22 protein-coding genes are annotated in these 24,637 nt (G+C 34.4%); 4 read left to right on the top strand and 18 right to left on the bottom strand.

The window, feature by feature from the left end; translation table 11 throughout:
• The first annotated feature begins 64 nt into the window (after positions 1-64).
• A complete protein-coding gene (locus BFG57_RS16705) occupies positions 65-679 on the top strand; it encodes a DUF6944 family repetitive protein (RefSeq protein WP_069718632.1) in 615 nt (204 codons plus the stop codon).
• 174 nt (positions 680-853) lie between these two features.
• Here the strand turns inward: BFG57_RS16705 and BFG57_RS16700 are convergent, their stop codons facing one another.
• The 7 genes from BFG57_RS16700 to BFG57_RS16670 form a co-directional block, all read right to left on the bottom strand.
• Complete coding sequence (locus BFG57_RS16700; protein WP_069718631.1) at positions 854-1,360, bottom strand: ferritin; 507 nt, start codon at positions 1,358-1,360, stop codon at positions 854-856.
• Between the two features lie 36 nt (positions 1,361-1,396).
• A complete protein-coding gene (locus BFG57_RS16695) occupies positions 1,397-2,500 on the bottom strand; it encodes a methyl-accepting chemotaxis protein (RefSeq protein ID WP_425388527.1) in 1,104 nt (367 codons plus the stop codon).
• Positions 2,501-3,079: 579 nt separating this feature from the next.
• Entirely contained in the window at positions 3,080-4,051 is a 972-nt protein-coding gene (locus BFG57_RS16690) for a BMP family lipoprotein (protein WP_069718629.1), read from the bottom strand.
• A gap of 419 nt (positions 4,052-4,470) precedes the next feature.
• Positions 4,471-5,199, bottom strand: coding sequence for an ABC transporter ATP-binding protein (locus BFG57_RS16685; RefSeq protein WP_069718628.1), 729 nt, complete (start codon positions 5,197-5,199; stop codon positions 4,471-4,473).
• Positions 5,192-6,313: an ABC transporter permease gene (locus BFG57_RS16680; protein WP_175428381.1), complete on the bottom strand. Its 1,122-nt coding sequence runs from the start codon at positions 6,311-6,313 to the stop codon at positions 5,192-5,194. The genes BFG57_RS16685 and BFG57_RS16680 overlap by 8 nt, the downstream gene beginning before the upstream one ends.
• Before the next feature lie 30 nt (positions 6,314-6,343).
• Positions 6,344-7,561, bottom strand: coding sequence for an ABC transporter permease (locus BFG57_RS16675; RefSeq protein ID WP_069718626.1), 1,218 nt, complete (start codon positions 7,559-7,561; stop codon positions 6,344-6,346).
• 11 nt (positions 7,562-7,572) lie between these two features.
• Positions 7,573-9,237: a DUF6583 family protein gene (locus BFG57_RS16670; protein WP_069718625.1), complete on the bottom strand. Its 1,665-nt coding sequence runs from the start codon at positions 9,235-9,237 to the stop codon at positions 7,573-7,575.
• A gap of 511 nt (positions 9,238-9,748) precedes the next feature.
• Between BFG57_RS16670 and BFG57_RS16665 the strand changes: the two genes are divergently transcribed.
• Positions 9,749-9,937, top strand: coding sequence for a hypothetical protein (locus BFG57_RS16665; RefSeq protein ID WP_069718624.1), 189 nt, complete (start codon positions 9,749-9,751; stop codon positions 9,935-9,937).
• A 167-nt stretch (positions 9,938-10,104) separates the two neighbouring features.
• Here the strand turns inward: BFG57_RS16665 and BFG57_RS16660 are convergent, their stop codons facing one another.
• From BFG57_RS16660 to BFG57_RS16640, 5 genes are all read right to left on the bottom strand, one after another.
• Entirely contained in the window at positions 10,105-11,181 is a 1,077-nt protein-coding gene (locus BFG57_RS16660; protein WP_069718623.1) for an AI-2E family transporter, read from the bottom strand.
• A gap of 161 nt (positions 11,182-11,342) precedes the next feature.
• Positions 11,343-11,927, bottom strand: a complete 585-nt coding sequence (locus BFG57_RS16655) for an NAD(P)H-dependent oxidoreductase (RefSeq protein WP_069718622.1) — start codon at positions 11,925-11,927, stop codon at positions 11,343-11,345.
• Between the two features lie 107 nt (positions 11,928-12,034).
• Positions 12,035-12,532: a MarR family winged helix-turn-helix transcriptional regulator gene (locus BFG57_RS16650; protein WP_245676783.1), complete on the bottom strand. Its 498-nt coding sequence runs from the start codon at positions 12,530-12,532 to the stop codon at positions 12,035-12,037.
• A gap of 78 nt (positions 12,533-12,610) precedes the next feature.
• The gene (locus tag BFG57_RS16645) at positions 12,611-14,035 is read right to left on the bottom strand and encodes an MDR family MFS transporter (RefSeq protein WP_069718620.1); all 1,425 of its coding nucleotides are present in this window, start codon (positions 14,033-14,035) and stop codon (positions 12,611-12,613) included.
• A gap of 232 nt (positions 14,036-14,267) precedes the next feature.
• On the bottom strand, positions 14,268-15,338 hold the full coding sequence (locus tag BFG57_RS16640; protein ID WP_245676782.1) for a polysaccharide deacetylase family protein: 1,071 nt from the start codon (positions 15,336-15,338) through the stop codon (positions 14,268-14,270).
• A gap of 223 nt (positions 15,339-15,561) precedes the next feature.
• Here BFG57_RS16640 and BFG57_RS16635 point away from each other — a divergent pair, with 223 nt between their 5' ends.
• Positions 15,562-17,154: a PGAP1-like alpha/beta domain-containing protein gene (locus BFG57_RS16635; protein ID WP_083249314.1), complete on the top strand. Its 1,593-nt coding sequence runs from the start codon at positions 15,562-15,564 to the stop codon at positions 17,152-17,154.
• 85 nt (positions 17,155-17,239) lie between these two features.
• Here the strand turns inward: BFG57_RS16635 and BFG57_RS16630 are convergent, their stop codons facing one another.
• From BFG57_RS16630 to BFG57_RS16620, 3 genes are all read right to left on the bottom strand, one after another.
• Positions 17,240-18,178, bottom strand: a complete 939-nt coding sequence (locus BFG57_RS16630) for a Gfo/Idh/MocA family protein (RefSeq protein WP_069718619.1) — start codon at positions 18,176-18,178, stop codon at positions 17,240-17,242.
• A complete protein-coding gene (bluB, locus tag BFG57_RS16625; protein ID WP_069718618.1) occupies positions 18,171-18,836 on the bottom strand; it encodes a 5,6-dimethylbenzimidazole synthase in 666 nt (221 codons plus the stop codon). Before bluB ends, BFG57_RS16630 begins: the two co-directional genes overlap by 8 nt.
• A 275-nt stretch (positions 18,837-19,111) precedes the next feature.
• Positions 19,112-20,557, bottom strand: coding sequence for a DEAD/DEAH box helicase (locus BFG57_RS16620; protein WP_069718617.1), 1,446 nt, complete (start codon positions 20,555-20,557; stop codon positions 19,112-19,114).
• Between the two features lie 225 nt (positions 20,558-20,782).
• On the opposite strand from BFG57_RS16620, the gene BFG57_RS16615 reads away from it, so the two are divergent.
• Positions 20,783-21,166 (top strand): SET domain-containing protein, encoded by a 384-nt coding sequence (locus BFG57_RS16615; protein WP_069718616.1) that lies wholly within the window; start codon positions 20,783-20,785, stop codon positions 21,164-21,166.
• Between the two features lie 106 nt (positions 21,167-21,272).
• On the opposite strand, the gene BFG57_RS16610 is transcribed toward BFG57_RS16615, so the two are convergent.
• The 3 genes from BFG57_RS16610 to BFG57_RS16600 all read right to left on the bottom strand — a co-directional run bounded on the left by BFG57_RS16610 (position 21,273) and on the right by BFG57_RS16600 (position 23,887).
• On the bottom strand, positions 21,273-21,731 hold the full coding sequence (locus BFG57_RS16610; protein WP_069718615.1) for a hypothetical protein: 459 nt from the start codon (positions 21,729-21,731) through the stop codon (positions 21,273-21,275).
• A 207-nt stretch (positions 21,732-21,938) separates the two neighbouring features.
• A complete protein-coding gene (locus BFG57_RS16605) occupies positions 21,939-22,778 on the bottom strand; it encodes a hypothetical protein (RefSeq protein ID WP_069718614.1) in 840 nt (279 codons plus the stop codon).
• Positions 22,779-23,068: 290 nt separating this feature from the next.
• The gene (locus BFG57_RS16600; RefSeq protein WP_069718613.1) at positions 23,069-23,887 is read right to left on the bottom strand and encodes a hypothetical protein; all 819 of its coding nucleotides are present in this window, start codon (positions 23,885-23,887) and stop codon (positions 23,069-23,071) included.
• Between the last annotated feature and the right edge of the window lie 750 nt (positions 23,888-24,637).

Below are 24,637 nucleotides of genomic sequence, written 5' to 3'. Positions count from 1 at the left end.
TGTGCTATTACATATACGGATATTTTTGTACAAGAATACATTAACTAAAAAAGGAGGGTAATGAATGATAACATTCGATGAGTTTTTGGAAATAATCGGGGTTTGGACTCAGGTTACAGGTGCGGTAATTGCATCTATTGGCTCCACTATTATTGTTAAGGGAGAAACTGAAGAAGCAGAAGTAATTGGAACAGAACTAGTTGTTATTGGTAATGGCGTAGAAGCGGTAGGAAACTCCTTCCAAGCAGTTGCCCTCTCAATTACAGATGAAGAAGAAGCAGGTTTACAGTTTGCCATTATTGGGGCGTGGACTCAGGCTGCTGGAAACTCGGCTAATGCTGTTGCTGGTACAATACAACTGCAAGGTGAAGAAGAAGAAGGTACTAAGTTAGATGTTGTCGGTGATTCATTGCAATCAATTGGGGCAACATTTGAGGCAATAAGTGCAAGTATGGATGAAGACCCTGATGAGCTTACACGTCTGGCTATTCAAGGTGCATCACTACAAGCGATAGGGGCTATGATTGAGGCAATCGGGGCAATCTACATTCTTAGAGGCAGGAAAGACGAAGGAGAACAAATTGAGGCATTTGGTAGTTATGCACAGACAGCAGGCGCAACGATTTCTGCAATTGCAAATACAGAAGATATTCTTACTGAAGATCGATTCCTCTATTAATGTTATATATAATCATGTTAATTAAGAAAAGAAAGAATAAATGATAAATGTCCAATCCATCTCACAAAATATTCATATACTATAAGTGAACCTGTGGTAGTTCATGTTACGTCATACCTCCTTTTTTCATGAAAGAACCCGAGCTACATAAATGCAGCTTGGGTTCTTGTTTTTTTATTCTGCTGGTGGAGTGAATGAACGTTTGGAGAATTCATCTTCAAGCATAAAGAACGCATTGCTGTCTTGCTCTATGCGTTTTAGTTTCTCAATAATGGAATCAAACATTGCTTCTTCTTCAACTTGTTCATCTATAAACCATTTTAAAAATTGAATCGTAGCATGTTCACGCTCGTCCAATGCTATATCAGATAAATTATAGATACGTTTCGTTACTTCTTTTTCATGTTTGAACGCTGTTTCAAATGCATCTAACACAGATTCAAATTCATTACGTGGTGTATCATAACCCGTAATGGTAGCACGCTTACTGCGGTCATTTATATAATTATAAATCTTCATCGCGTGATAACGTTCTTCTTCTGCTTGAACGAGAAAGAAGTTCGCGAATCCATCATAACTTTCAGCTGAGCAGTATGCTGCCATAGCTAAATATACGTTTGCCGACTTAAATTCGAAATTCATTTGGTCATTTAATGCTGTTAATAACTTATCACTAAGCATACTTATCCCCCTTTTTGGTACATTATAACATGTTTATTAACTCTTCAGTTGAAAGACGTCTAGCTTTTTCTCTAACTCGATTGTCATCTCATGAAGTTTAGCTACTCCATTATTCATTTGCTCAAATGCCCCAAGCTGTTCATATGCTGAAGCAGATATTTCTTCTGAGCCTGCTGCAGATTCTTCAGTAACTGAGCTAATACTCTCAATCGTTTCAGCAATTTTTTCGTTTTGTTGCTTTGAAAGCTCCATACTAGCTGATAAATCCAAAAGTGATTGTGAAATGTGCTGAATATGACCTTCAATTAAATTAAAGGCAGAAACAGTTGAATACATAGCTGATTGTTGATTATTCATTAATTTAGTACCATGTTCCACTGAACCTTCAACTTCTACCATCGCTTCGTGAATTTTCTCGACAAGCGTAAAGATTTCACGTGTAGCCTCTGCTGACTGATCAGCAAGCTTCCTTACCTCTTCGGCAACGACAGCAAATCCTTTTCCTGCTTCACCAGCTCGACTCGCTTCTATTGCTGCGTTTAGGGCAAGTAAGTTTGTTTGACCTGTAATATCATCAACAATTTTTGCCATTTGCTTAATATTACTTGTATAATCACTAAATTTCCGAAAAGATTCCTGCATTGAATGCATTGATTCAGTATTCTGTTTAGTGAGTGAATGCTGCTTTTCAACAAGTTCTTTTCCTTCTACAATTGCTTCAACAGCTTCTTTACTATAGTTTACAGCTACATTAGAATGATTCGTATTATTGACGATACTCTTTGTTATTTTATCCATATACTCTACAGCTTCTTGTAAATCATAAGCAATCGATTGCGACCCTTGTGAAATGCCGTCAGTAGAGACTACAACTTGTTCATTCATCTCTGCTACATGATCCACTTCACCTTTTAGTTGTACACTAAATTTATCAATTTCTGCTACTGCTGTGTGAACAGAATCAATAATTTGGACTAAGTTATCTCTCATATGACAAAAAGAATTCCAAAGCTTACTAATTTCATCTTTTCCAGTTGTCACTGAAACCTCTTTCGTTAAATCTCCTTTAGCAATTTCTTCTGCAGAAACGACAAGTGCATGAATTGGTTTCGTAATTTTATTTGTTGTACGCCATGTCATACCCAAAGATATGAGTAGCAATAACACCCCAGCAATTAATGTAAATGAAATGATAAATGAAATTTTCTGTTCTTGCTGAAATAACCCATTCTCATACTTATATTCAGCCTCTTTGTTTAGTAAATATAAATCATTCGTTATTCCTAGCGTTCTTATTGATTGCCTTGTTGCACTAGAACTATCTGCTTCTTGAACAGCTTTAAGTGCCCCTGATTCTAATTCATCTAACTTAGTGGATAAACGTTCTAACGATTCAGAGGATACGATACCAACAATTAATGGTTGTAAAGCAACCCATGCTTCTTGAATATCATGAATTTCTCGTTCGACATCAAACTTGTTTCCATCTGTCATGTTAAACGCAAAATTGTTTAAGCTTTGCTTAACTGATGTGACTTTCCCATTGAATTGTTGAACTGCAATCAGACGTCCTACCTCTTCTTCGTTAGATGTTTGAAACTGAAGCATTTGAGAGAGAATAGCTCCTATTATTAAAAGTGATACGACAAGTGGTACTGCAGCATTTACTAGAAGTCTGTGTTTCACCTTCATAACGTACAAAGCACTTCCTTTCGACTGTTACTGGATTGTAATGGTTCCATTCATAAGGTCTGTTTGAACCTTATCTAGTATTTTTTGTTCTTCATTTGATAGATCAATTATTCGAATTGGAGCCAATCCGACACCTTTTTCTTTTAGACCGAATTGGAAATGTTCACTCGTCAACTCCTTACTTTTCACGAGAGTATCGATCACTTCATATACAGCCACATCGACTTTCTTCACCATTGAGCTAACAACAGCTTCTTCAGCTAAGAAATATTGGTCCGTATCAACACCGAATCCATATATCCCCTTCTCCTGTGCCATCTGAAGTGCACCAACCCCTGTAAAACCAGCAGCAGGATAGATGAAATCTGCTCCGTTATCAATCAACGTATTTGCTTCTTGTGCACCTAGTTTGTCATCTCCAAAACTACCTGCATAACTCACTAATACTTCAGCCTCAGGGTTTACATGTTTCACACCTTGTCTGAAACCATTTTCAAACTTACGGATAAGTGGTACATCAACTCCACCGATAAAACCGACAGTGTTAGTCGTCGTTTTCAATCCAGCAAGCACTCCTATTAGATAACTACCTTCATCTTCTTTAAAAGTGAGAGAACGAACATTTGAAGAGTCTGAAACTGCATCAATTAATAAAAATTGTTGTTCAGGATTGTCTTCTGCTACTTTCTCTATCGCTTCTTGAACCATAAACCCAAGCCCAATCACAAGATCGTTACCTTGTGCAACTAAATCTCTTAATTGCTCTTCATAATCATCACCATCTTCAAGCTCACGATAATCAAACATTATTCCCAACTCATCTCGTGCACGCATTAAGCCAGTGAATCCAGCGTCACTAAAAGATTGGTCTCCCAATCCTACATCAGATAGCATAATACCAATCCTTATCGGCTCATCACGTTCTAACTCTTTACTAGCTGAACAACCTGCCGTCATAATGAGAAAAAGAGCTAGAAAAAGTGGTATCCACCTATTCATTGCATTCATTCCTTTCTTAGTATGTACATATAGATTTCTGTAGGCGATGAATAACAAATTATTCTTCTAAACTACACCACTACCATGAAACCATCTTCAAATAACATAAAATAGTAGCGCATGTAGTAAATTCAAGTTATCACATTATTCACTATACATCTACTGCTTTTTCGAGAAGAATTGTGTAATTTCGACAACGTTTTCAAAACCTCTAATAAGTTCTAACTAACTTAATCAAACGTTTAATTAAGACATATGAGCTATAATGAAAAGAAGCCTAAGCTGTAACAAACGTACAGAGCTTAGACTATCGTTTTATTAATAAACAATCCTTTAAATGTGTTTAAACTATCATCCTTAGTAGAGGTGTAAACGAGAATTATTACCTATTAGATACTCTTACTACAATTAATCTATTTCTAGTCACGTGTTAATAAACGATATATTACTTCTTGGTCACTTAGTTCGTGCTCATTGTTCATATCTATATGATTTTTAGCTTCCTTTACTGTGCCAACAAAGCTCATAGTTCCATTCTTTAATACACCTATGCGATCACAAACATTCACTATTTCCTCTACATCATGTGTCGTATAAAGCACTGTTTTTCCATTGGAGGCTAACTCCTTAATGTATTGATTAATCTCCCATTTCGACTGTAGGTCAATTCCAACCGTTGGCTCATCCATTAACAGTACTTGCGGGTCATGAATCAACGATACTGCAATATTCAATTTACGCTTCATGCCCCCAGATAAGTTACTAACTTTATCATTCCATTGTTCATTCAATTGAACCTTATCGCAAAGAGCCCGTAAGTAACGTTCGTCTACCTTTCTGTTCGTAAAATGGCTCCAGAACTTCATATTTTCCTTAACCGTTAAATCGTTTACTAACGTAATTTCTTGAGGTACAAACCCTATCATTTCTCTGATTTTACGCCGCTGTTTTAAAATAGAGTACTCACCTATCTTGACAACACCATCTGATGGTTTAATTAAACTTGATAAGATTGATAGTAACGTTGATTTTCCTGCTCCGTTTGAACCGAGCAAACCAAATATTTCTCCTTTCTTCACATGCAGCGAGATGTTCGTTAATATTTCTTTCGAACCGTACTTTTTTTGCAATCCTTCTATTTTAATCATAAGTGACCCTCAACTTCCATAATCCAATTCCTAAAAAGAATACACTTAAGAACAATAACCATACATGATACAACCAACTTAGTGAATAAAATGATTCGATAAAAACATTAATTGGTGACCAGCTTAACACGTCTGTCATCCAATTCATTTCAAGAGATAAAGGCAGATTACCGCTTCCAGAACTCAATAATAAAATCGCGATAAATAAACTTGCAATATAATAGCTTTCCTTACGTCCAAAGAACGTAGCAATTACTACACCAATACTCAAGGATAAAATTATAAATAAAATCATCGCTAAAAACTCGTTCAAACTACGAGACTTATAAAATAGCAAAAATGAAAGAGTTGCTTGAGAACTATGTACAATAAAGAGCACAGTACTTTTTTGGATAACATAACGACTTAATCCATGATATGAGACTTTTATCCGAGAAAATAAATGACGTTCTCGAACTAACCAATCACAGGATAAAAATATAATGAACAGCGTAAAAAACACCCATATTTTTAAATTAAAATCTACTTGATCCTTCTCTAATAAGGTTCCGTCTGGTTGAATTAAACCTTCGTCCTGCTCATAATTTATTGTCATAAGTGGCTTAGGAATCCACTGTTGTTCAGTATACTCATAAGCATCTTTCCATAATTGTTCATCTGATTCATAAGGTACACGATGTTTATCATAATACTTTATGACATCATTTGCTGCTTTGACATCGCTAGAGTAACGCATGACTTCACTTGCGATCACTTCTCTAACTATTCCGTATGCTAGTGAATAAGGAGATAACCATATTTCAATCATTTCTTTCTTCTGCTCAGTTATTAAGCTATCGTGGAAGCCTTCCTTAATCACAAACACACTATCAACTTCATTTTGCAATAAAAGTTTTTGTGCTTGTTCAAAATTACGTTCAACAAAACGAACGTTACCTTCCATGTTCTTCAAACGGTGAACAATCGTTTCTGACAACTCGGTGTGGTCTTCATCAATAACGATAATAGGAATGCCGACTTGCTTTTGACCTTCTTCGAAAAACTGATTTATAACAATGATGAGGACAATAGGTGTTAATAAATAAAAGAGTAGAAGCAAAGGTTTTGATATCATCAGGTAAAATATTCTACCTACCATCCTCATCTAAACGTTCCTCTCTTCTCTAACAGCATGTAACATTGTCATTCCTACAAACACAACCGATGTACAGATTAAAAAAATCAATATACTTTGATTACTTTCGCTACTCTGTTCAAACAGTGATAACATCAATTGTAACGCCTTACCATTTATGAGAACTGAATGAAGTACCTCAACCCATCCATTAAAATAGGCCGGCGGTATAACGTGACCACCAGCTACAGCACCAACACCTACAACAATTAACCCAATAAGCTGATAAACTTTTTCACTGTTAATCATAGAATGGACAAAGTAAAACAAAGTAACAAATGAAAAAACACTGAAAATCATATATCCAATGAACCTAATAAGTACATAAAACGAGATTAAATCTATTAAGAACAAGCAAACTACTCCTATTAATACAGATAACACTGAAATAAAAATTGTGAGTGAGAGCAAGTTTGAAATAGTAATTACTACACTCGAAATATTTCTTGATAACAACCTCTTTGCTAACGAACCTTCAATTCGACCATGCATGAGAGTTATTCCACTAAAACTCCAAATAAATATCAACAAGACGAACAAAGAGATCATGTAATATTGAATAAGATTCCGCTGATGTAATCCTTCGATGTTCTTCTCCACAAATATCTCATTTCTACCTAATACATACAAAGAGTAAGTCACAATATTTTCTTTGTACACAGATCGCCGCTCCGCATTTGATATATTTGACTTATGTATAAAAAAATCAACCGTATTAATACCACTCTGAGCTGCAGATGCAAAAGAAGCGGCACTTGTCATCAAATGCCGCACTAAATTAGCTTGTAAAGGTTTTCTGGAATTTCCAATAACCTTAATCGGTATATTTTTCCCTCGTGCTACATGTTTACTAAAATCTTCTGGAATAATAACCATCGCCGCAATCATATTACTTTTCATGTATTCTCCTGCTTGCTCTTCACTTAAACTTACTGGTTCAATTAATGCTTGTAATTGTTCATGAGTCGTTAATTGATTAATGATGTATCTCGTTTCAAACGTACCATCATGATCAACGATAGCGATCTTGAAAGGTTCTACATGCTCACTTTGAGAAAAAAATTGGAATCCTACTAAACCTAAACTAAACAATAGAATGAGTGGTATAAAAATATATATGAGCAAGCCTTTTTTATTTCGTAACAATGCCTTTAATTGAAAGGCACATAGATGGACGATGGTTTTCATTCAATCATCACCTATTGCATGAATAGATTCATATTACTCATAATCAGCTGCTGAGCACTCAATGAAACTTGTTGTTGTAGTTGCATCATTTCAGCCTCAGTCATTTCTGCTACATTAACTGCATCATTTAATTTATCTGCTACGTTAATTCCATCCGTAAATTCTGTTTTTGTATCCATAACAAAATTAATGTTTGCCCCTTCAGCCTCATTTCCTAGATTCAATTCAATATCATAATTGTAAATCCCAAAATCGTCATTTAAATTAATCTCTTTCTCTTCTGTTATTGTACCGCTTATAGCTGAAAGACCTGCGTCTACCATTTGACCATCAAACAGGAGATTAAAGTCATGAGTGACGACCTCTCGATTTTCCGAATTAGTGTTAGTAGTTGAATTCATTTCAAATTTCAGATCATTTTCTACTCTTCCATATTCTTCAACATATAAAGTTGCTGTCAGAGCATCATTTCTCTCTTTGCCTTTTGTAATCACATTCACTACATCAAATTCAATTATCGCCTCTTCATCTAATGAACCCATCTCTACCTTAAACCCTTGAGCAACTTGCTTACTTTCAAGTGGAACATTTTTAGTTGAAACGACAAATTTAACGCCATTATCTTGTTTATCAGCTATAGTTGTTGCCAATTCTCGATCAACAATTTGCTTATCGTTATTTATATAAACAACAGATTGAAGTCCATTTGGAAACTCCAAATCTTCCATATCTGATTTTAGTCCATTCAAATCCTCTACAAATAAACGTTTAACATTTTCAGGACTACTTAAGTCATCTACGCCAAGTTCACCTGCTAGTGCTGGATTTGATGCAAACTTCGTAACACGGTCAGCAATCATCGTTTGAAGTTCTGCATCTTCAATTAATTTATCAATCAATTGATTGATAACGGTCATTGTTTCTTCAGGTGTCCAACTTATCGTAAGTTTATCTAACTTCTGCTCTACACCGTTAAATTCATAACTCACACCTTTTTCTAATGTAAACTGTTCATCTGTTAACTGGCTAACTAAGAATAAGCCATAATTTTCTTTAAGGTGCTCTTTCTCTTTATCCGTTAATTGGAAATCTTTATAACTATAACTTTCAAAATTTAATTGCTCAGGTCCTTCATAATATGGATCAATCTGACGCATTGCCTCACCGAAATTTTCTGCCTCAACGTATAACATTTGATCATATAGTACTGGAACTTGTAAACCAAGCTTATCTTTCGTCTGTACTACATTCATATCAAGCAAATTCGCTCCGCCCATTTCTAATCCAACATTCACAAAGCTTTCTGATTTAGTTGGATCTTGCTCTGAAGTCATATTAATTGTTAATTGCTCAAGAATACTTTGAACTAAGCCGATTTCCTGCGGAAGATACGATCCTTGCACATCAAAATTACCACTTAACTCAGTTATAGTTCGTGAAGGCTCATCCATAACACGTTCTTGAAATGCTAATTCATCTCCATAATATTCATCCAGATCCTCTTGAAATTGCTTATACGTATTATATTCTGCTCGTAAATATAGCGCTTTCGGTGAATTACTTATCCCAAAGCCATATACAGCTGCTGCTCCAGCTCCTATTCCAAGTATGATTACAAGAATAATCCATTTCAATGGCGATTTCTTCTGTGTTGTTATTGGTTGATTCGTCTCCATATGGATGATACCCCCTTGATTTTTTATGTAGCTATTTCTCCTGTTAGAGCATAAATATTCTAACTTTTTCTTCAATAAAAGGTAAATTCTCGTAAGATTATACTGTAATTAACTTGTATAATCTACAAAATTACCAATTATTATTGTCAATAAAGTGAATTTCTTACAAAATCAATTTTGAAATGAAAATGACTTATTTTCACCTAAATAGTTCATTACCACCTTAATAGTGATTGCTCAAAAGAAACAAGAACGATAGCTTTCTCTTCACTTCGTCAACTTATCCTGCTAATCCCTTGATCTACTCGGCACTTTTTGTCTTCCTTTTAGAACATACACTAATAACATCGCTCCTTTTATTTTTTCTTATCTCTACACACTATGTATAGCGAGTTACAAAAAAAAAATCACTATTTTTTCTTGGACAGTAACCTCTGTATAATGAATTGACTGTCCGATTGATAGGAAAAATATCATATTATTAGTTAACTAATGTAAGAAGGTTTCAACAATGTGGTATTATAGTTCTGGTTTTAATAATGATGATTCAGTCTTTGAAACATTTATGGAAAAAAGACAGAGGAAAGAAGATGCAAATGAGACAATTAAACAACGTATAATCTCAGAACTTATTGGAAGCATCGAACCCATAAGCATTCTTGACTTAAACAGTGGAGATACGAAATTCGGTAATAAATGATTAAACAACAACTGTAACGAATATATAGGAATCGAAAGTTCTCATAATATGATTGATAAAGCAACACAAGCTGTCAGGTCATCCACATAAAAACAGGAGATTGGAACTAAATAACAAAGGATCGATGTTTAATCACAAAACATCGACCCTTTGTTTTTAGCTATAAGTTAATCTGCTTTCGTTCGTAACCATTCATGATAAAAGTGTGAAATAATAGTCTTAACGACTGCGTAAGTTGGGATAACAAACAATAAGCCTAAAAACCCTGCCACACTACCTGCTGCAAGAATAAGTGTAATAATCGTAATTGGGTGAATATTTAAGGCCTTACCCATGATATTAGGAGAAATAAGGTTTCCTTCAATTTGCTGGGCTACAATCATAATCACAGCCACATATAATGCCATTACAGGATCTTGAAATAACGCTACAAGAATCGCAGGTGTTACTGCAAGATATGGACCTAAAAACGGAATAACGTTCGTAACGATTCCAAAAAGGGCAAGTGATAATGAGTAATCCAAACCAATAATGACATAACCAATGTATAACATTACCCCTACACATAAGCTAACTGTAAGTTGACCTTGAATAAACGCTGATAATGTTTGGTCAATTGACTGTAATAATCGTCTTAAACTATTTCCTTTTCTCTCATTAAAAAATTTCGTTAAAAATGGCTGAAATTTATCCTCATCTTTCAACATATAGAATAAGAAAAAAGGCACAAGTACGAGTAAGAATACAAATTGCACCAATTGTGAAACAACCGTTATCACGAAGGTCGTTATACCAACTGTAAACTCTTCAATGTGCTCAATCGCCATTTTGCTCGCATCATCGATCACATCATTCAGTTGTTCGGGAAAGATCTCCTGACTTTCTTTCCAATAATAAAAAATATCCTCTGCACTATTCACCATTTTAGGTACGTTATTCAATAATTTTGTAATTTGATCTTGAGCAATCGGTGCGATAAATCTCACTACAAAAAACATTGAACATAAAAGAATAATTATTGTAATAAAAATCGCAAGTACTTGGGGGACTTTTCGCTTCTTTAAAAACCTAGTAAGTGGGCGAGAAATATAGTACAAAACACCCGATAAGATAATTGGAAAAGCAATCGCTCCTATGTATGCGAATACAGGTTCAAAAACGGCATCTGTTCGTTGAATGAAAAAGATTAACAAGAAGACAAGAATCGAGACAACAAGTGATTGAAACCATCGTTTATTATACAATACCTGACACAACCTTTATTTTATGATTCATATCGAATCATACCATTCTAGACTGGAAATAACACTATTTTTCCAGTCTACTTTTAATCATTTTAACCAATTATTACAAAAAAACATAAAAAAAGCTCAAGAAATCTTGAGCTTTTTTCTACTATGCATGATTAAAAAATTGAATTTAACTTATCCTCGATTTGAGTTAGCATTGTTTTGCGAGTCGCGTCATCTACTAAAGGAACCGCACCAAATGCCATATATTCTAGTGGCTCCATACCAACAAATCCAAAAATCCCTGTTGCAGAAGTTTTTTGTAGTGCATCTGTCATTCCCATTGAATCATAGATGTCTTTTGGAGTTCCGTGTGTATTAATAATTACTCCTTTTTTACCTTTTAGAAGTTGATTAATACTACCGTCTTCAGCATAAGAATATGCAAAGCCGTAAGAGAACACACGATCAATATAACCTTTTAAGATTGCTGGTAGGCCCGTCCACCAAACTGGATAAATCATCGTAATTACATCAGCATCTGTTACAAAATCTTGTTCAGTTTTGATATCAGCTGGAATTTGTCCAGATTGGAATGCTTCAAAGTCACTACCGTTTAAAACTGGAGCAAAATTTAAATCGTACAAGTCTCTAACTACAACTTCATGACCTTTGCCTTCTAACGTTTTAACTGTTGTTTCTAAAATTGCATGATTAAAACTCGCTGGGTTTGGATGTGCATAAAGAACTAAATGTTTCATTTTTCATTACTCCTTTTAATTTCATTTTTTTTATAAAATTGAATCTTACGATGAAGTATAACTCCCATCAAAGGGGGTTCCTTTATTCTGACATAGAAGACTGACACTTAAACTTCATTGTCCTTCAAAGATTTTGAAGTCTTCTTATCAGTGGATACGTCATAGAACAGGTCTAAAATTCTTTCTAGCATATGATGCAATTGCTCTTGCTCTTCGATAGATAAACCATCATATACGACATCATTTAATTGATCGGAAATCTCAAAGAAAACACTCCTTAAGTTTTCACCCTCTTCAGTTAATGTAATATACGTCATTCTTCCATCAATACTGCCTTTTTGCTTTTGAACAAAACCTAAATCAACAAGTTTATTTACCAAAACAGTTACTGTTGGTTTTGTTCGTTTAATGCTCTCTGCTAGTTGTTTCATTGTAGCCTGCTCATGTTGATAAAGAACCATTAGTATATCCCCATGAGATGGTGCCATGCCTGTTATTCCTCGTTTCTCTAATTCTGAAACAATGAACTTGTTAGCATGTTCCCTAATTCTACTGATTAATGAGATTGCATTTTTATTAACCATACACCCATTATAGTTAGACATCTAACTAATGTCAATTCATAACACTTATTAATAATAATGAATAAGTTTTGTCATACTTTATTTATATTGGAATTAGACTTAGTCTTTATCGAAATCTGGTGCGACTGCTTTTTTCACAAATAATGCAGTGATAAAAGCAACAATACTTATGACTAATGCAAACCAATAAGAGTGATGTACACCTCTTGTCATTGCTTCATTCATTACCTCATTTGTTATTGAATCTGCTTCTGCTAGATAATTATTTGTACCTTGTGTCATGATACTTACAAAAATTGAAACACCGAGCGCTCCTCCAATTGGTTGTATTGTATTCACAATTGCAGTTCCATGAGGATATAACTTCTTCGGTAAAGCATTTAATCCATTCGTTTCCGCTGGCATCATGATTGCCGAGATAGCTAACATTAGCGCAATATAAGCTAAAACAAAAAACCAAATATGTATTGAAGAGTCGATTCTGCTAAAAAAGAACATAACAGCAACAAGTACTATTGTACCTGGGATAATTAGCTTTCTAGGACCGTACCGATCAAATAAACTACCCATTACTGGTGACATTAATCCATTGAGTAACGCCCCTGGTAATAGTAACAAACCTGTCATCTTAGCCGAGTAACCAAGTGGACCTTGTAAATACATTGGCATCACAATCTCAGAAGCAAACATCGCCATAATCACTAATACAAATATAATGACTCCTTGTGTATAACTTCTATATTGAAACACACGAACATCTAATAATGGCTCCTCTAGCTTTAACTGACGGAATGTAAAAATGATGAGGCAAACGATGCTAATTAATATAATTAAAAGAAATGTTGTTGATAGGAAACCTTCTTCAAGGTCACCCGCTCTACTAAAACCATATATAACTCCTGCAATTCCAATGGTAGAAAGTACTATTGAGAGAATGTCTACTTTCGGTTTTGTAACTTCGCCTACATTTTGTAAAAACTTCACAGCAAATATAATTGAAAATAATGTGAACGGAATAACAGATATGAACAACCAACGCCACCCTAACGTATCCACAATTACACCTGACAAAGTCGGACCAATTGCAGGTGCAAACATGATTACTAAACCAAATGTGCCCATAATCTTTCCTCTAACTTCAGGACGATATAGTAAAAGCAACGCATTCATTATGGTTGGAATTAATAATCCTGTTCCAATTGCCTGAATCATCCTACCAGTTAACAACATCGGAAAGTTGACAGCTACAGCAGCTACAGTTGTTCCTATAAGAAAAATGAGCATAACACCAATGAACATTTTCCTTGTTGTAAACCATTGAATCAATAGTGCAGATATAGGCATTAATACTCCCATTACTAACATAAATCCGGTCGATAACCACTGCACTGTCGGAGCATCCACATTAAATACATTCATTAATTCTGTTAACGCAATATTAAGCAATGTTTCGTTTAAAAAGGCGAAAAATGCTCCAATCATAAATGTAATGAGGATTGCTCTCGTATTTATTTCTTTCTTCATACACTTCCTCCAATACGTTCATATATTAAAGTAAGGCATCTACCTCCCATGCATTCATTATAACGACTCAACATTATTATAAGCTCACATTATTAAAACATATTAGATTATTGATAAATTTTACATAATTTTCAATAATTTAAAAATAAAAAGGCGTATTAAACAAACAACCTCCCAATTATTGAACGATTAGGAGGTTATATCTGTTGAAGTGTACACTTTATTAAAAACATCATTTTGCTCTATCTAACAATGTATGAATCGTAACGAATTGATATCCTTCCTCATGTAATTCATCAATGATTCTTGGGAGAGCTTCAACTGTTCCGTCTAAGAAGTTACCACCAAAATTATGTTGTAAAACAATGCTTCCTGGAGCAAGATCCTTTCTTACATTACTCAAGATCTCATCTGCAGAGTTCCCACTCCAATCTTCTGTATCTACATTCCACAAAATATTTTTCAAACCAATTTCATTAAAGAGTACCGTCTCCGCTTTCGTATAAGAACCATATGGTGGACGAACTAAATCTGATTGAAGTCCTACTACTTTTTCGATTTGATCTTGAGTCGATAATAATTCTTCCTTTACAGTTGCCGACCATTTGTTTTTCAAATCTGGATGACTCCATGTGTGATTACCTATGCCATGACCTTCATTCACAATTCTTCTCATCTGTTCTGGAAATTTTTCAATTTGCTGTCCGACAACATAAAATGTTGCTTTTACACCCTTTTCTTTTAATATATCTAAGATTTCAGGTGTATATTTATCTTCTGGTCCATCATCAAATGTCAAGGCTACTAGCTTTTCAGTTGTATTAACATTACGAACTAAATTTGATTCTATCGTGTAATTGGTCGTAATTAATGTAGTCTTATTAACCGAATCATACGTAACATTCATTCCTAATTTAGTAGCAACATCTATTAAAGGAACAAATATTTCTCCTCTAAAATTCACTGTCGCAGTAGAAATAGTACTCCTTTTCCATATGTCCAACCACGAATTATAGTCATCTAAATAATTTGTACCAATCGGCAACGAAAACAGCTTATTTTTCATTTTAAATACTATAGAATTATATTTTTCATTCTTATCAACTTGAGCACCAGTATTCTTGAGAAAGAGAGCTGGTACGAGTAAATGATCATCTCTCATAATATATCTCGTATTTATAGGTTGTTTATCGATATAAATAGCTGCTTCAGGTAACTTTGATTCTTGCGCTTCAACAATTGGAGACATAGTAGTAAGCATCGCAATGAATAGCAAATACGTTATAATCCGATTTTTATTCACCATAAATTCTCCTTTACTATAGTTTCTTAAATTTAGCATTTACTAAATTTATTTTTTTACAACCTTTCAAAAGAAACTAAATTTAACCATTTTTAACTTTTTTATGGTATAAATCAAAATTTATAACTTATATATAATAATGTTTATTATCATTTAATTTGTAATAAATAGAATTATCTGATAATATCAATTTGTATCATATACTACTAATAGGGGTGATTTAGTGAGGAATGTGTTGAAAGTTAGTTTTACTCTAGCACTATGTTTTATGTTTTTTGCAACTAGTCTAAACCCTACACACGTTAATGCAGCTGAAGTGAAAACAATTGAGGAAATCACGAATACACCAGGTACTTGGTATGTTGGATTAACTCCACCAAATGTAGACTTAGACAAACCACCGATTGTATTTGTTCAAGGTTTACATGGACAAGCTCAGGATTGGTTTGAAGAGACTGTATACTATGGGGATAATGACATGTACCAAATCGCATATGATAATGGCTACCGGACTGCTTTCGTACAATTAGAAGACGCAACAGGTGGCGATGCTGCTGATATGTGGAAAAATGGAGAGATGCTGGCTAGTATGCTAGAGGAAATTAATCAACACTTTAATGAAAGCGTTAACATTGTTGCTCATTCTAAAGGTGGAATCGATACGCAATCAGCACTCATTCACTACGATGCTTGGCAATATGTAAATAATATCGTCACATTATCCTCTCCACATCATGGTACACCACTAGCTGATGCAGCAAATAGTTGGTGGGCAAACTGGATTGCAGAATTAATTGGATATGGTGATGAAGGAAGCCTAGTCTTACAAACAGGTGAGATGGAAAATTTCCGTAATATCACAGATAACCATGAAAATGCAACTAAGAACAAATACTTTACATTAGCAGGAACAGATTGGGGTCCTTTCGGTTCAGCTCTATACTCCGGTGGTTTATACATATGGGAAGATAACGATGGTCTCGTTCCAGTAACGAGTACGAAGTTACCATATGCAGAACATATTGATACGCTTGATTTAAACCATGATAATATTCGTATCGGAAGCGAAATATTCTCTTATTTCGATAGTAAGTTAGTTGGCACTAATTCTACTCAACAAGAAGTAATGTTTAAATCAATAAATCATGAAGAAGATATTCCTGAGCGCCTTATTGAAGGTGGAGAACTAGATGAAGGTCAATCCGTTCAACAAGATGTATATGTTGAAAATGATTATGATTCAGTAATCTTCCAAGTATGGACTGCAGATGATGATACAAGTGTTGAATTAACGTCTCCAAATGGCGAAATTTACGACTTAACAAGTTCTGAATATGATAAGAGTGAGGACACACAAATATTCAAAAATGCAACGATCCAACAATATTCTATTGATAGCCCTGAACAAGGTGCTTGGAAAGTGACAATGAATAGCGAGAAGAAGGATGCTTACCTTTCAATGACTCATTTCATTGGAGAAGAGACAATTGAGCTTGATAAGAAAAGCTTATTTAATACTAAAGTGAAGAAAGACTCAACTGTTCGATTCAAAGTGAAAGATGCTGAAAAATGGGATATGGATTCCTTTGATATCGACATAAAAGCCCAAAAATCAAAAGATAAAAAGCTTAAAAACAAGAAAAGTTCAGATAAGAAAAATAAAGTAAAGAAAGAAAAAGATAATGAATTGATTGTAGATATGCCAGAAATTACAGAGCCTGGGACTTATAATATAACATTCAACATTTCTGGGAAGACAGCAGACGGAAACCCATTCAAACGAACAATCATTCAATCAGTCTATATAAAAAAATAATAGCTTACACTTATAAAAGCAGCTTAACAGTAAATCTAACTAATTAAAAATAGGAGTAAGTCCTCTACTTTCATTCAACGAGGACCTACTCCATTTCTTTTATGCTACTCGTGAGTAGTAACTGCTCCATCATCCGTTGCGTCTCTAAAGCCTCAACACCATTGACGATTGGTTCAGTGTCACCTTCAACCGCTTCAACAAAATGATGAATCGCACCTACAAATCCTTTTTCCTTCAAAATTGTATCCCATGATCCTGACTCAGTTTTTGTTACCACATTGTTTTCTTCAATTTCTAACGTATGGAGGTTTTTCACTCTCATGATTCGATCGGTTCCAACTAACTCTAATAACTCTAGACCAGTACCCGCTTTACGGTGCATACCAGTATACACTCTCGTTAAGTCTTGATTACAACTGAACGTATGTTGGCTATTAATAAGGTGGTGCTCACTGTTTGTAACGATAAGGCCGCCTTCAATTTGCATTTTTCCATCTGAAAGCCATCTGACTGTATCTATAAGGTGTATATAATCATCTAATAATGTTTCTTCGAAAGGAACACGATTGATCGTGTTTGGACGATGTTTCTCCATTCTGATCCACGAAACTTCATCTACTTTATTTTTAGCCTTTTGATAAAGTGGTGCGAATCTACGATTAAATCCAACCATTAGTTTCCGATTCAGCTTGATCGACAATTCAACTAGCTGTTCAGCCTCTCGATAAGTTGCAGCAAGCGGCTTATCTACATACACGTCTTTTCCACGTTCTAATAATGTCTTCACAATTTCAAAATGAGAATCAGTAGAGCTATGAACAAAAACAATATCACATTGAGAAGATAAACTACTTAAATCAGGAAAACCTTCTATTCTATATGTTGAGCAAAGGTCATTTCTTTTCTTCACATTTGGAGTGAACGCACCCACTAATGACCAGTTTTCTTCTTTAGTTAATATAGGTAGGTAAACTTTTTGAGCAATATCCCCTAACCCAACAATTCCAATACGAGGTTTAGTCAATTTCTGATTTCAACTCCCCTTCTGCTCCCCATTTTTCAAAATAAATGAGCTTTTGTAGGTCGCGACGTTTCTCCCAGTTCTGAAGTTCTAATATTGGAGAGTCTGGATAATTCTCTGTGTAACCTAATGACAGAAGTGCAACTGGGTCAATGTGTGGTGGTATATTCAAAATATCTCTTACATCATTCTTTTTGTAAAAGCTCACCCAACCCAATGCTATTCCTTCAACACATGAGGCAAGCCACATATTTTGAATGGCACATGAGACAGACATAATATCCGTTTCTGGAATTGAATTACGACCAAGAACATGAGATCCACCACGAGTCGGATCACACGTAACGCAAATCGTTAATGGAGCCTGCTTCAAACCTTCGACCTTCAATTCTAAAAAATTATTTTTCTTTTCACCATCATAATGAATTGCCAGTGCTTTTCTTTCTTTTTCCGCTGCCCACGCTAACCTTTCTTTCACTTCATCAGTAGTTATTAATATAAAATTCCAAGGTTGCATAAAACCAACAGATGGTCCACTATGACCTGCCGCAAGAATTCTTTGTATTGCTTCCACTGGTATTGGGTTCGGTAAAAAAGAACGAATATCCCTTCTTCTCTCAATGACTCGATAGACAACATCACGTTCCTCTTTTGAAAACATCCTCTCACCCCTCGTTCAAATTCGAAATTCATGATTACTGTTTAAAAAGTATCTAAAGATAACTCTCCACGTCTTATAAAGCGAAACTTCCGTTGATTCTCACAAATATTGAGTGGGAATCTTAACGGAAGTTACTACGTCATAACTAAATTATAGCATGTATAACTATATATAAATATTATGCAAGGTATTAGTAGATCGTTATTAAATGATATCCAATAAAGTACTTGTCCAACGAATTATCCCATTATGCCGCCTTTTAAGCTCCAAATAACTTACTTTTTCGCTTCATGTACCTTTAATTTTTTACCCTTTACTGTCGTTTTCTTCATCTCATGTAATACAAGTGAACCTTTGCCGTTTAATATATCTACATATGAATGATTTTCCTGTATCGTAATAATCCCAATATCAGCGGCTGATACACCAGCTATTTTGGCGATCGTTCCAACAAAATCAACTGCTCTAATCTTCTTTTTCTTACCACCATTGAAATAAAGTTTCATAATATCTTGATTCAACACTGTATTTTTATCTTCCTTTATTTCAGGCTCTTCATTAAGTTTATTTTCAAATGCTGATTTTGCACTTGCAATCTTCGCTTTTGAAGGCGCGTCAATTTGGGGTAGTTCAAAACCGATATACTCTTCAATACCTTCAACAAATTTCTGTTCATAAGAAGTAACAAATGTGAGAGCTTTCCCCTCTTTACCTGCTCGTCCTGTTCTTCCCGTTCGATGTACATAACTTTCCTTTTCTAATGGTAAGTCATAATTGATAACATGTGTTATATCTTCTACATCAATGCCTCTTGCTGCAACATCCGTCGCAACTAAATAACGAAATTCTCCTCTTTTGAATTCATCCATTACATCAAAACGATCTTCCTGTATCATTCCCCCATGAAGTTTATCAACAGGATAATGAAGATCATCCAACTTCTCAAACAACTCATCAACCCTCTCTTGTGTTCGACAAAAAATAATACAGCTATCTGGATTCTCAACGATCGTTACATCTTTCAACAAGGTAAATTTATCTCGTTCATCCACCTCAATAAGGGCGTGTTCAATTTTATTCGCTGTAATACTAGAAGCTTCAACCTCTATATTCTTTGGCTCGTTCATATACTGATCAGAAAGTTGTTTAATATCTTCTGGTAATGTTGCAGAAAACAATAATGTCACTCGTTCGGATGGCAGCCTCTCTATAATTGCTTCCACTTGATCAATAAAACCCATATTAAGCATCTCATCAGCCTCATCGATAATAAGGTATTTCAATCGTTCAATGACGAGTGTGCCTTTTTCTATATGATCCAAGACTCTGCCAGGAGTACCTACAACGACATGTGATTTTTGTTTCAATTCTATTTTCTGTTTCGCAAAAGGTTGTTTTCCGTATACAGCCGTTGCTTTGATTCGTTTGAATCTTCCTATATTTGATATATCTTCTTTCACTTGAGCAGCAAGTTCTCGAGTTGGGGTTAAAATTAGAGCTTGTGGTTTATTCTCTTCCCATTCAACTAACTCACAGATCGGAATAGCAAATGCTGCTGTCTTCCCACTACCTGTTTGTGATTTCACAATTAGATCTTTCATTTGTAATGCATATGGAATAACTTTAGCTTGTACTTCTGTTGGTTCTTCATAGTTCAAACTAGAGAGAGCTTTCAAAATCTGCTCACATAAATCATATGCTTCAAAACTTCTTTTACTCATGTTATTACCCCATTCTGTTAAATACTTTAATAGTTTTCCTAAAAAGACGAACAAGATTACTACTACTTATAACGATGTTTGAGATGGTTTTATTTCATAAGCATACTCCATAAACCTTTACTCATATATTAATTCTTTGGATAAGACAGTTGCTTTCTGCCTCATCAACTGTCACACTTAAAAAGGTATTAAACTTCCAAACAAAAGAAGGCGTAGGTGACCACATTGGTTGAAATAAAAACTTCTACACTAAGCAATGGAGAATTAAATAGAGGTGTATTTGCAACACGTGATATAGAGAAAGGTGAACTCATTCATGAAGCACCAGTTCTACCTTATCCTAATGCAGAACATGAATTCATTGAAAAAACACTTCTCGCAGATTATGCATTTGAATACGGCAAAAACCACTCTGCCATCCTATTAGGTTATGGTATGCTCTTCAACCATTCATATGAGCCGAATGCTAATTATGAAATTAGTTTTGAAGACCATACGTTTAAATTCTTCGCATACACAAATATAACAGCAGGAGAAGAAATCCTTATTAACTATAATGGTGAAGTAGATGACAACGACCCACTATGGTTTAATGAAGAAAATAATTAACGGCTAGTGATTTAACTAGTAAAATGCGGAAGTGCAGTACTTTGAACTCTACTATCAAAGCACTGCACTTCATTTACCTGTAGAAACAATAAGTTAGCAAACGTTACTATCTTCGTTTGAAACCTTCTTCATCAAGGTATTGTTTTGCCTCATTATAAGACGGGAATGTTCCATCTAAATTCCGTCCAGCATACACATTCCACATATCATCTTCATTCACTAATACTAATGATTGATTTTCTGAATTCACCCATTCTTCTTCAATTTGAATTGGCTCTTCGTCAGGTCTAGGCAAAAGAGACTGAATCGATTCTTCTATTACTGTACGAAGTTCTACTTCAGAGAAATCACGAATATTTGTCATTCCTTTATTATTCGTTGGATAACCTTCCATTAATCCTGTATAAACAAACCCATTTCCATTTGGATGTAAGTGATAGACAACAATTTTCTTCTCCGTACCACTTCCTTCAAAATGGTAGTTAACACGACCGAGCGAAACGTTTTTTCGATCTAATTCTGTAAAAGAATCGATTATCGTTAGTTTTTCTTCAAATGTGAGCATACTTCCTCCATGTATATGTAGATTTAATTCCGATTCATTATACCATTGTACGAAACCAGCACCAAGTTGCCTATACATTCAGAAATTTTGTTTAATAATGTGCCTGAAGAGAAGGCTCATTACTTTTTCTTCTACTGTAAATATAGACATAAGAAAAGCACCTCCAATGTTAGAAAATGGAGGTGCTTTTAAAATTTTGCATGTTAATTATTGGTTTACTCCAGTAGTTCCATATAACTCAAACCACCAGTTTTCTTTTTCTATCAACCAGTTCGGATCATAAGGCATGTCTTTCGATACTTCTATCAGACGTAATGTAGCATTATTATTAAGTACTTCTTCTTTAATTTGTTCTAACGTTTTACCTTCTGTTTCAACACCATAAAAATGACTTACTCGTACGAACTTTTCAGCTTCGTTCAATTGTTCCATTGTTTTCTCAGTTAATTCTACAATTCCATATTCATCTGCGAGAAAGTCTTTGCTTCCTTGCAATGATTTGTCCTCTAATATATTTGCATCAAATTTTGAAATCCCTGTTTCTTCATATACTTGACCGAATGTTTTTCCTTCTGTATTAATCTGCTTTCTTTCTACATCGTTATACATCATTGCCCATGGATCTTCACGAATGATTTGATTTTCTTTCTCTTTTAATTCTTGTCTCTCTTTCTCTGAACCTGTAAGATTTTCATATTCAAATAACGGGTCTAAGTCTGGTTCTTCAACGTATTTGTAAAATAGATCTTCGTTTACTTCAACCGATTCTCCTAATGAATCAGTAAGTATTACTGTACCATTTTCTGGATAATCAATAGCTAACCCACCATGAAATTTACCAAAAGTGAAATCTTCAAATTGAATTTTACTGAACTCTGATAAAGTTGCTACACTTTTAACTTGATTCGCTAATTGAATTGCTTCAACTGTAATTTCACTATCGTTTTTAGAGCTTGCGAATGCATCAGTATTAAGTGCTGTGAATCCTCCTCCCATTATTGCTGCTGATAGTGTTAATGCTATTATCTTTTTTTTCGTTTTATTCATCTAAATTATTTCCTCTCTGCACATAATATTATTTTTTAGTATTTGAACCCTCTACTATTGTTACGTTAAATGCTAACTTATTTGTGGACTCCCTCCTTTCATCTAATACCGATTATACAAGCCACTTCTTAACTTTAAGATATGATAAAAGTGAATGTTTCCTTAAGAACATGTTCATTTATTTCTTGTTATCACGAGAGTTTATTAAATGATGGAACTCCATTAACGCATTTAGAAGGAAATATCCATCAATGCTAGAGTATCTACTCATATAATGCTAAGTATCAACCTCAAGAGCTTCCAATTACTCCCTTCCACCACTTATCTTCTTCAATTAACCAGTTCGGATCATAAGGCATGTCTTTCGACTCTTCCTTCAAACGATAGGTAGCATTAGCCTTAAGAAGCTCTTCTTTAATTTCTTCAATCGTTTTACCCTCTGTTTCAATACCAGGTAAATCTACTTCTCTTACAATCTCCTCTGCTTCCTTCAATTGTTCCTTTGTTTTTTCTTCTAACTCAACAATTCCATATTCTTCAGAAAGGTATTTTCTACTATTTTCTAGAGAACCCTCTACTATATAACCTCTGTATTTATCCATATTCGTTTCTTCATATACTTGAGCAAATGTCTTGCCTTCAGTATCAATACGTTCTGCAAAGTTATACATACTTACCCAAGGATCCATACGAACAGTCAGTGCTTCTGTTTTTCTAAATTCTTCTCTCTCTTCCTCCGAACCAGTAAGGTCATCATTTTCAAATAATGGATATAATGGCTGACCTTTGTACTTTTCAAATAAATCTTTATCCACTACAACTGACTCGTTTAAAATATCATCTACTAGCTCTATTTTCCCATCACTCCTATCCTTGATCTCTGTGCCAAAAGATGCTTTACCGAAAGTGATACCTTCAAATTGAACATTCTCGAAATCTGATATTGTTTTCGCTCTTACTATTTGTTCTTTTAACTTAGATGCTTCTGATGAAACTTCACTAGTGTTTTTTGTACTTACAGATACCTCTGAATCATTTGCAGCACAACCTCCACCAATTACTACTGCTGATAAGGATAATGCTAGAAGTATTTTTTTCGTATGATTCATTTTCACAGCTCCCTTTCTATGTGTGTGTTTGTATTTTTAAAATAATAGATTAATCTATATCGATTAGAGAAAGATAACAGCCCTCTGTTAAAGGTTGTTTCACTTTATCTAATACCTATCATACAAACCAATTCTTAACTATCAGCTTAGATTAAAATGAAGATTTCCTTAAGATAACCTTTATTTTTATAAGATGATAACGAGATTTTAGTTTTCATAAAATAATTTTCATCGAAATAAGAATTTCAGTCATTGCGTTGAATAAAATATTTTTAAATATCAGTTTAGATATAAGAAAAACACCTCCAATTTTAGAACTTAGAGGTGTTTTTAAAATTTCCCTTAGTCTTTAGCATAGTTATTATTCGTTTACTCCAGTAGTTCCAAATAACTCAACCCACCAGTTACCTTTTTCTATCAACCAGTTCGGATCATAAGGCATGTCTTTCGATACTTCTTTCAGACGTAAAGTAGCATTATTATTAAGTACTTCTTCTTTAATTTATTCTAACAATTTGCTTTCTGTTTCAACACCTTAAAATGGCTTGCTCGTACAAACTTTTCAGCTTCGTTCAATTGTTCCTTTGTTTTTCCCTCTATCTCAACAATTCCATATTTATCTGCGAGGAAGTCTTTGCATTCATCTAATACCTATTCTACAAACCAATTCTTAGCTTTAAGATATGATAATAATGAAGATTCCTTAAAGAACATTTATATTCATTTCTTGTAATCACTAGAGTGTATCTA

It is taken from the genome of Bacillus solimangrovi (assembly GCF_001742425.1).
Classification (GTDB): Bacteria; Bacillota; Bacilli; order Bacillales; family Bacillaceae_N; genus Bacillus_AV; species Bacillus_AV solimangrovi.
The sequence above is the reverse complement of the archived record's forward strand: the minus strand, read 5'-3'. Positions and strand labels throughout refer to the sequence as shown.

Excerpts from the sequence above, each read along its gene's own strand:
- BFG57_RS16705 (WP_069718632.1), top strand. The coding sequence starts at position 65 with ATGATAACATTCGATGAGTTTTTGGAAATAATCGGGGTTTGGACTCAG.
- BFG57_RS16700 (WP_069718631.1), bottom strand. The coding sequence starts at position 1,360 with ATGCTTAGTGATAAGTTATTAACAGCATTAAATGACCAAATGAATTTC.
- BFG57_RS16695 (WP_425388527.1), bottom strand. The coding sequence starts at position 2,500 with ATGACATGGCGTACAACAAATAAAATTACGAAACCAATTCATGCACTT.
- BFG57_RS16690 (WP_069718629.1), bottom strand. The coding sequence starts at position 4,051 with ATGAATAGGTGGATACCACTTTTTCTAGCTCTTTTTCTCATTATGACG.
- BFG57_RS16685 (WP_069718628.1), bottom strand. The coding sequence starts at position 5,199 with ATGATTAAAATAGAAGGATTGCAAAAAAAGTACGGTTCGAAAGAAATA.
- BFG57_RS16680 (WP_175428381.1), bottom strand. The coding sequence starts at position 6,313 with ATGATATCAAAACCTTTGCTTCTACTCTTTTATTTATTAACACCTATT.
- BFG57_RS16675 (WP_069718626.1), bottom strand. The coding sequence starts at position 7,561 with ATGAAAACCATCGTCCATCTATGTGCCTTTCAATTAAAGGCATTGTTA.
- BFG57_RS16670 (WP_069718625.1), bottom strand. The coding sequence starts at position 9,237 with ATGGAGACGAATCAACCAATAACAACACAGAAGAAATCGCCATTGAAA.
- BFG57_RS16665 (WP_069718624.1), top strand. The coding sequence starts at position 9,749 with ATGTGGTATTATAGTTCTGGTTTTAATAATGATGATTCAGTCTTTGAA.
- BFG57_RS16655 (WP_069718622.1), bottom strand. The coding sequence starts at position 11,927 with ATGAAACATTTAGTTCTTTATGCACATCCAAACCCAGCGAGTTTTAAT.
- BFG57_RS16650 (WP_245676783.1), bottom strand. The coding sequence starts at position 12,532 with ATGTCTAACTATAATGGGTGTATGGTTAATAAAAATGCAATCTCATTA.
- BFG57_RS16645 (WP_069718620.1), bottom strand. The coding sequence starts at position 14,035 with ATGAAGAAAGAAATAAATACGAGAGCAATCCTCATTACATTTATGATT.
- bluB (WP_069718618.1), bottom strand. The coding sequence starts at position 18,836 with ATGTTTTCAAAAGAGGAACGTGATGTTGTCTATCGAGTCATTGAGAGA.
- BFG57_RS16620 (WP_069718617.1), bottom strand. The coding sequence starts at position 20,557 with ATGAGTAAAAGAAGTTTTGAAGCATATGATTTATGTGAGCAGATTTTG.
- BFG57_RS16610 (WP_069718615.1), bottom strand. The coding sequence starts at position 21,731 with ATGCTCACATTTGAAGAAAAACTAACGATAATCGATTCTTTTACAGAA.
- BFG57_RS16605 (WP_069718614.1), bottom strand. The coding sequence starts at position 22,778 with ATGAATAAAACGAAAAAAAAGATAATAGCATTAACACTATCAGCAGCA.
- BFG57_RS16600 (WP_069718613.1), bottom strand. The coding sequence starts at position 23,887 with ATGAATCATACGAAAAAAATACTTCTAGCATTATCCTTATCAGCAGTA.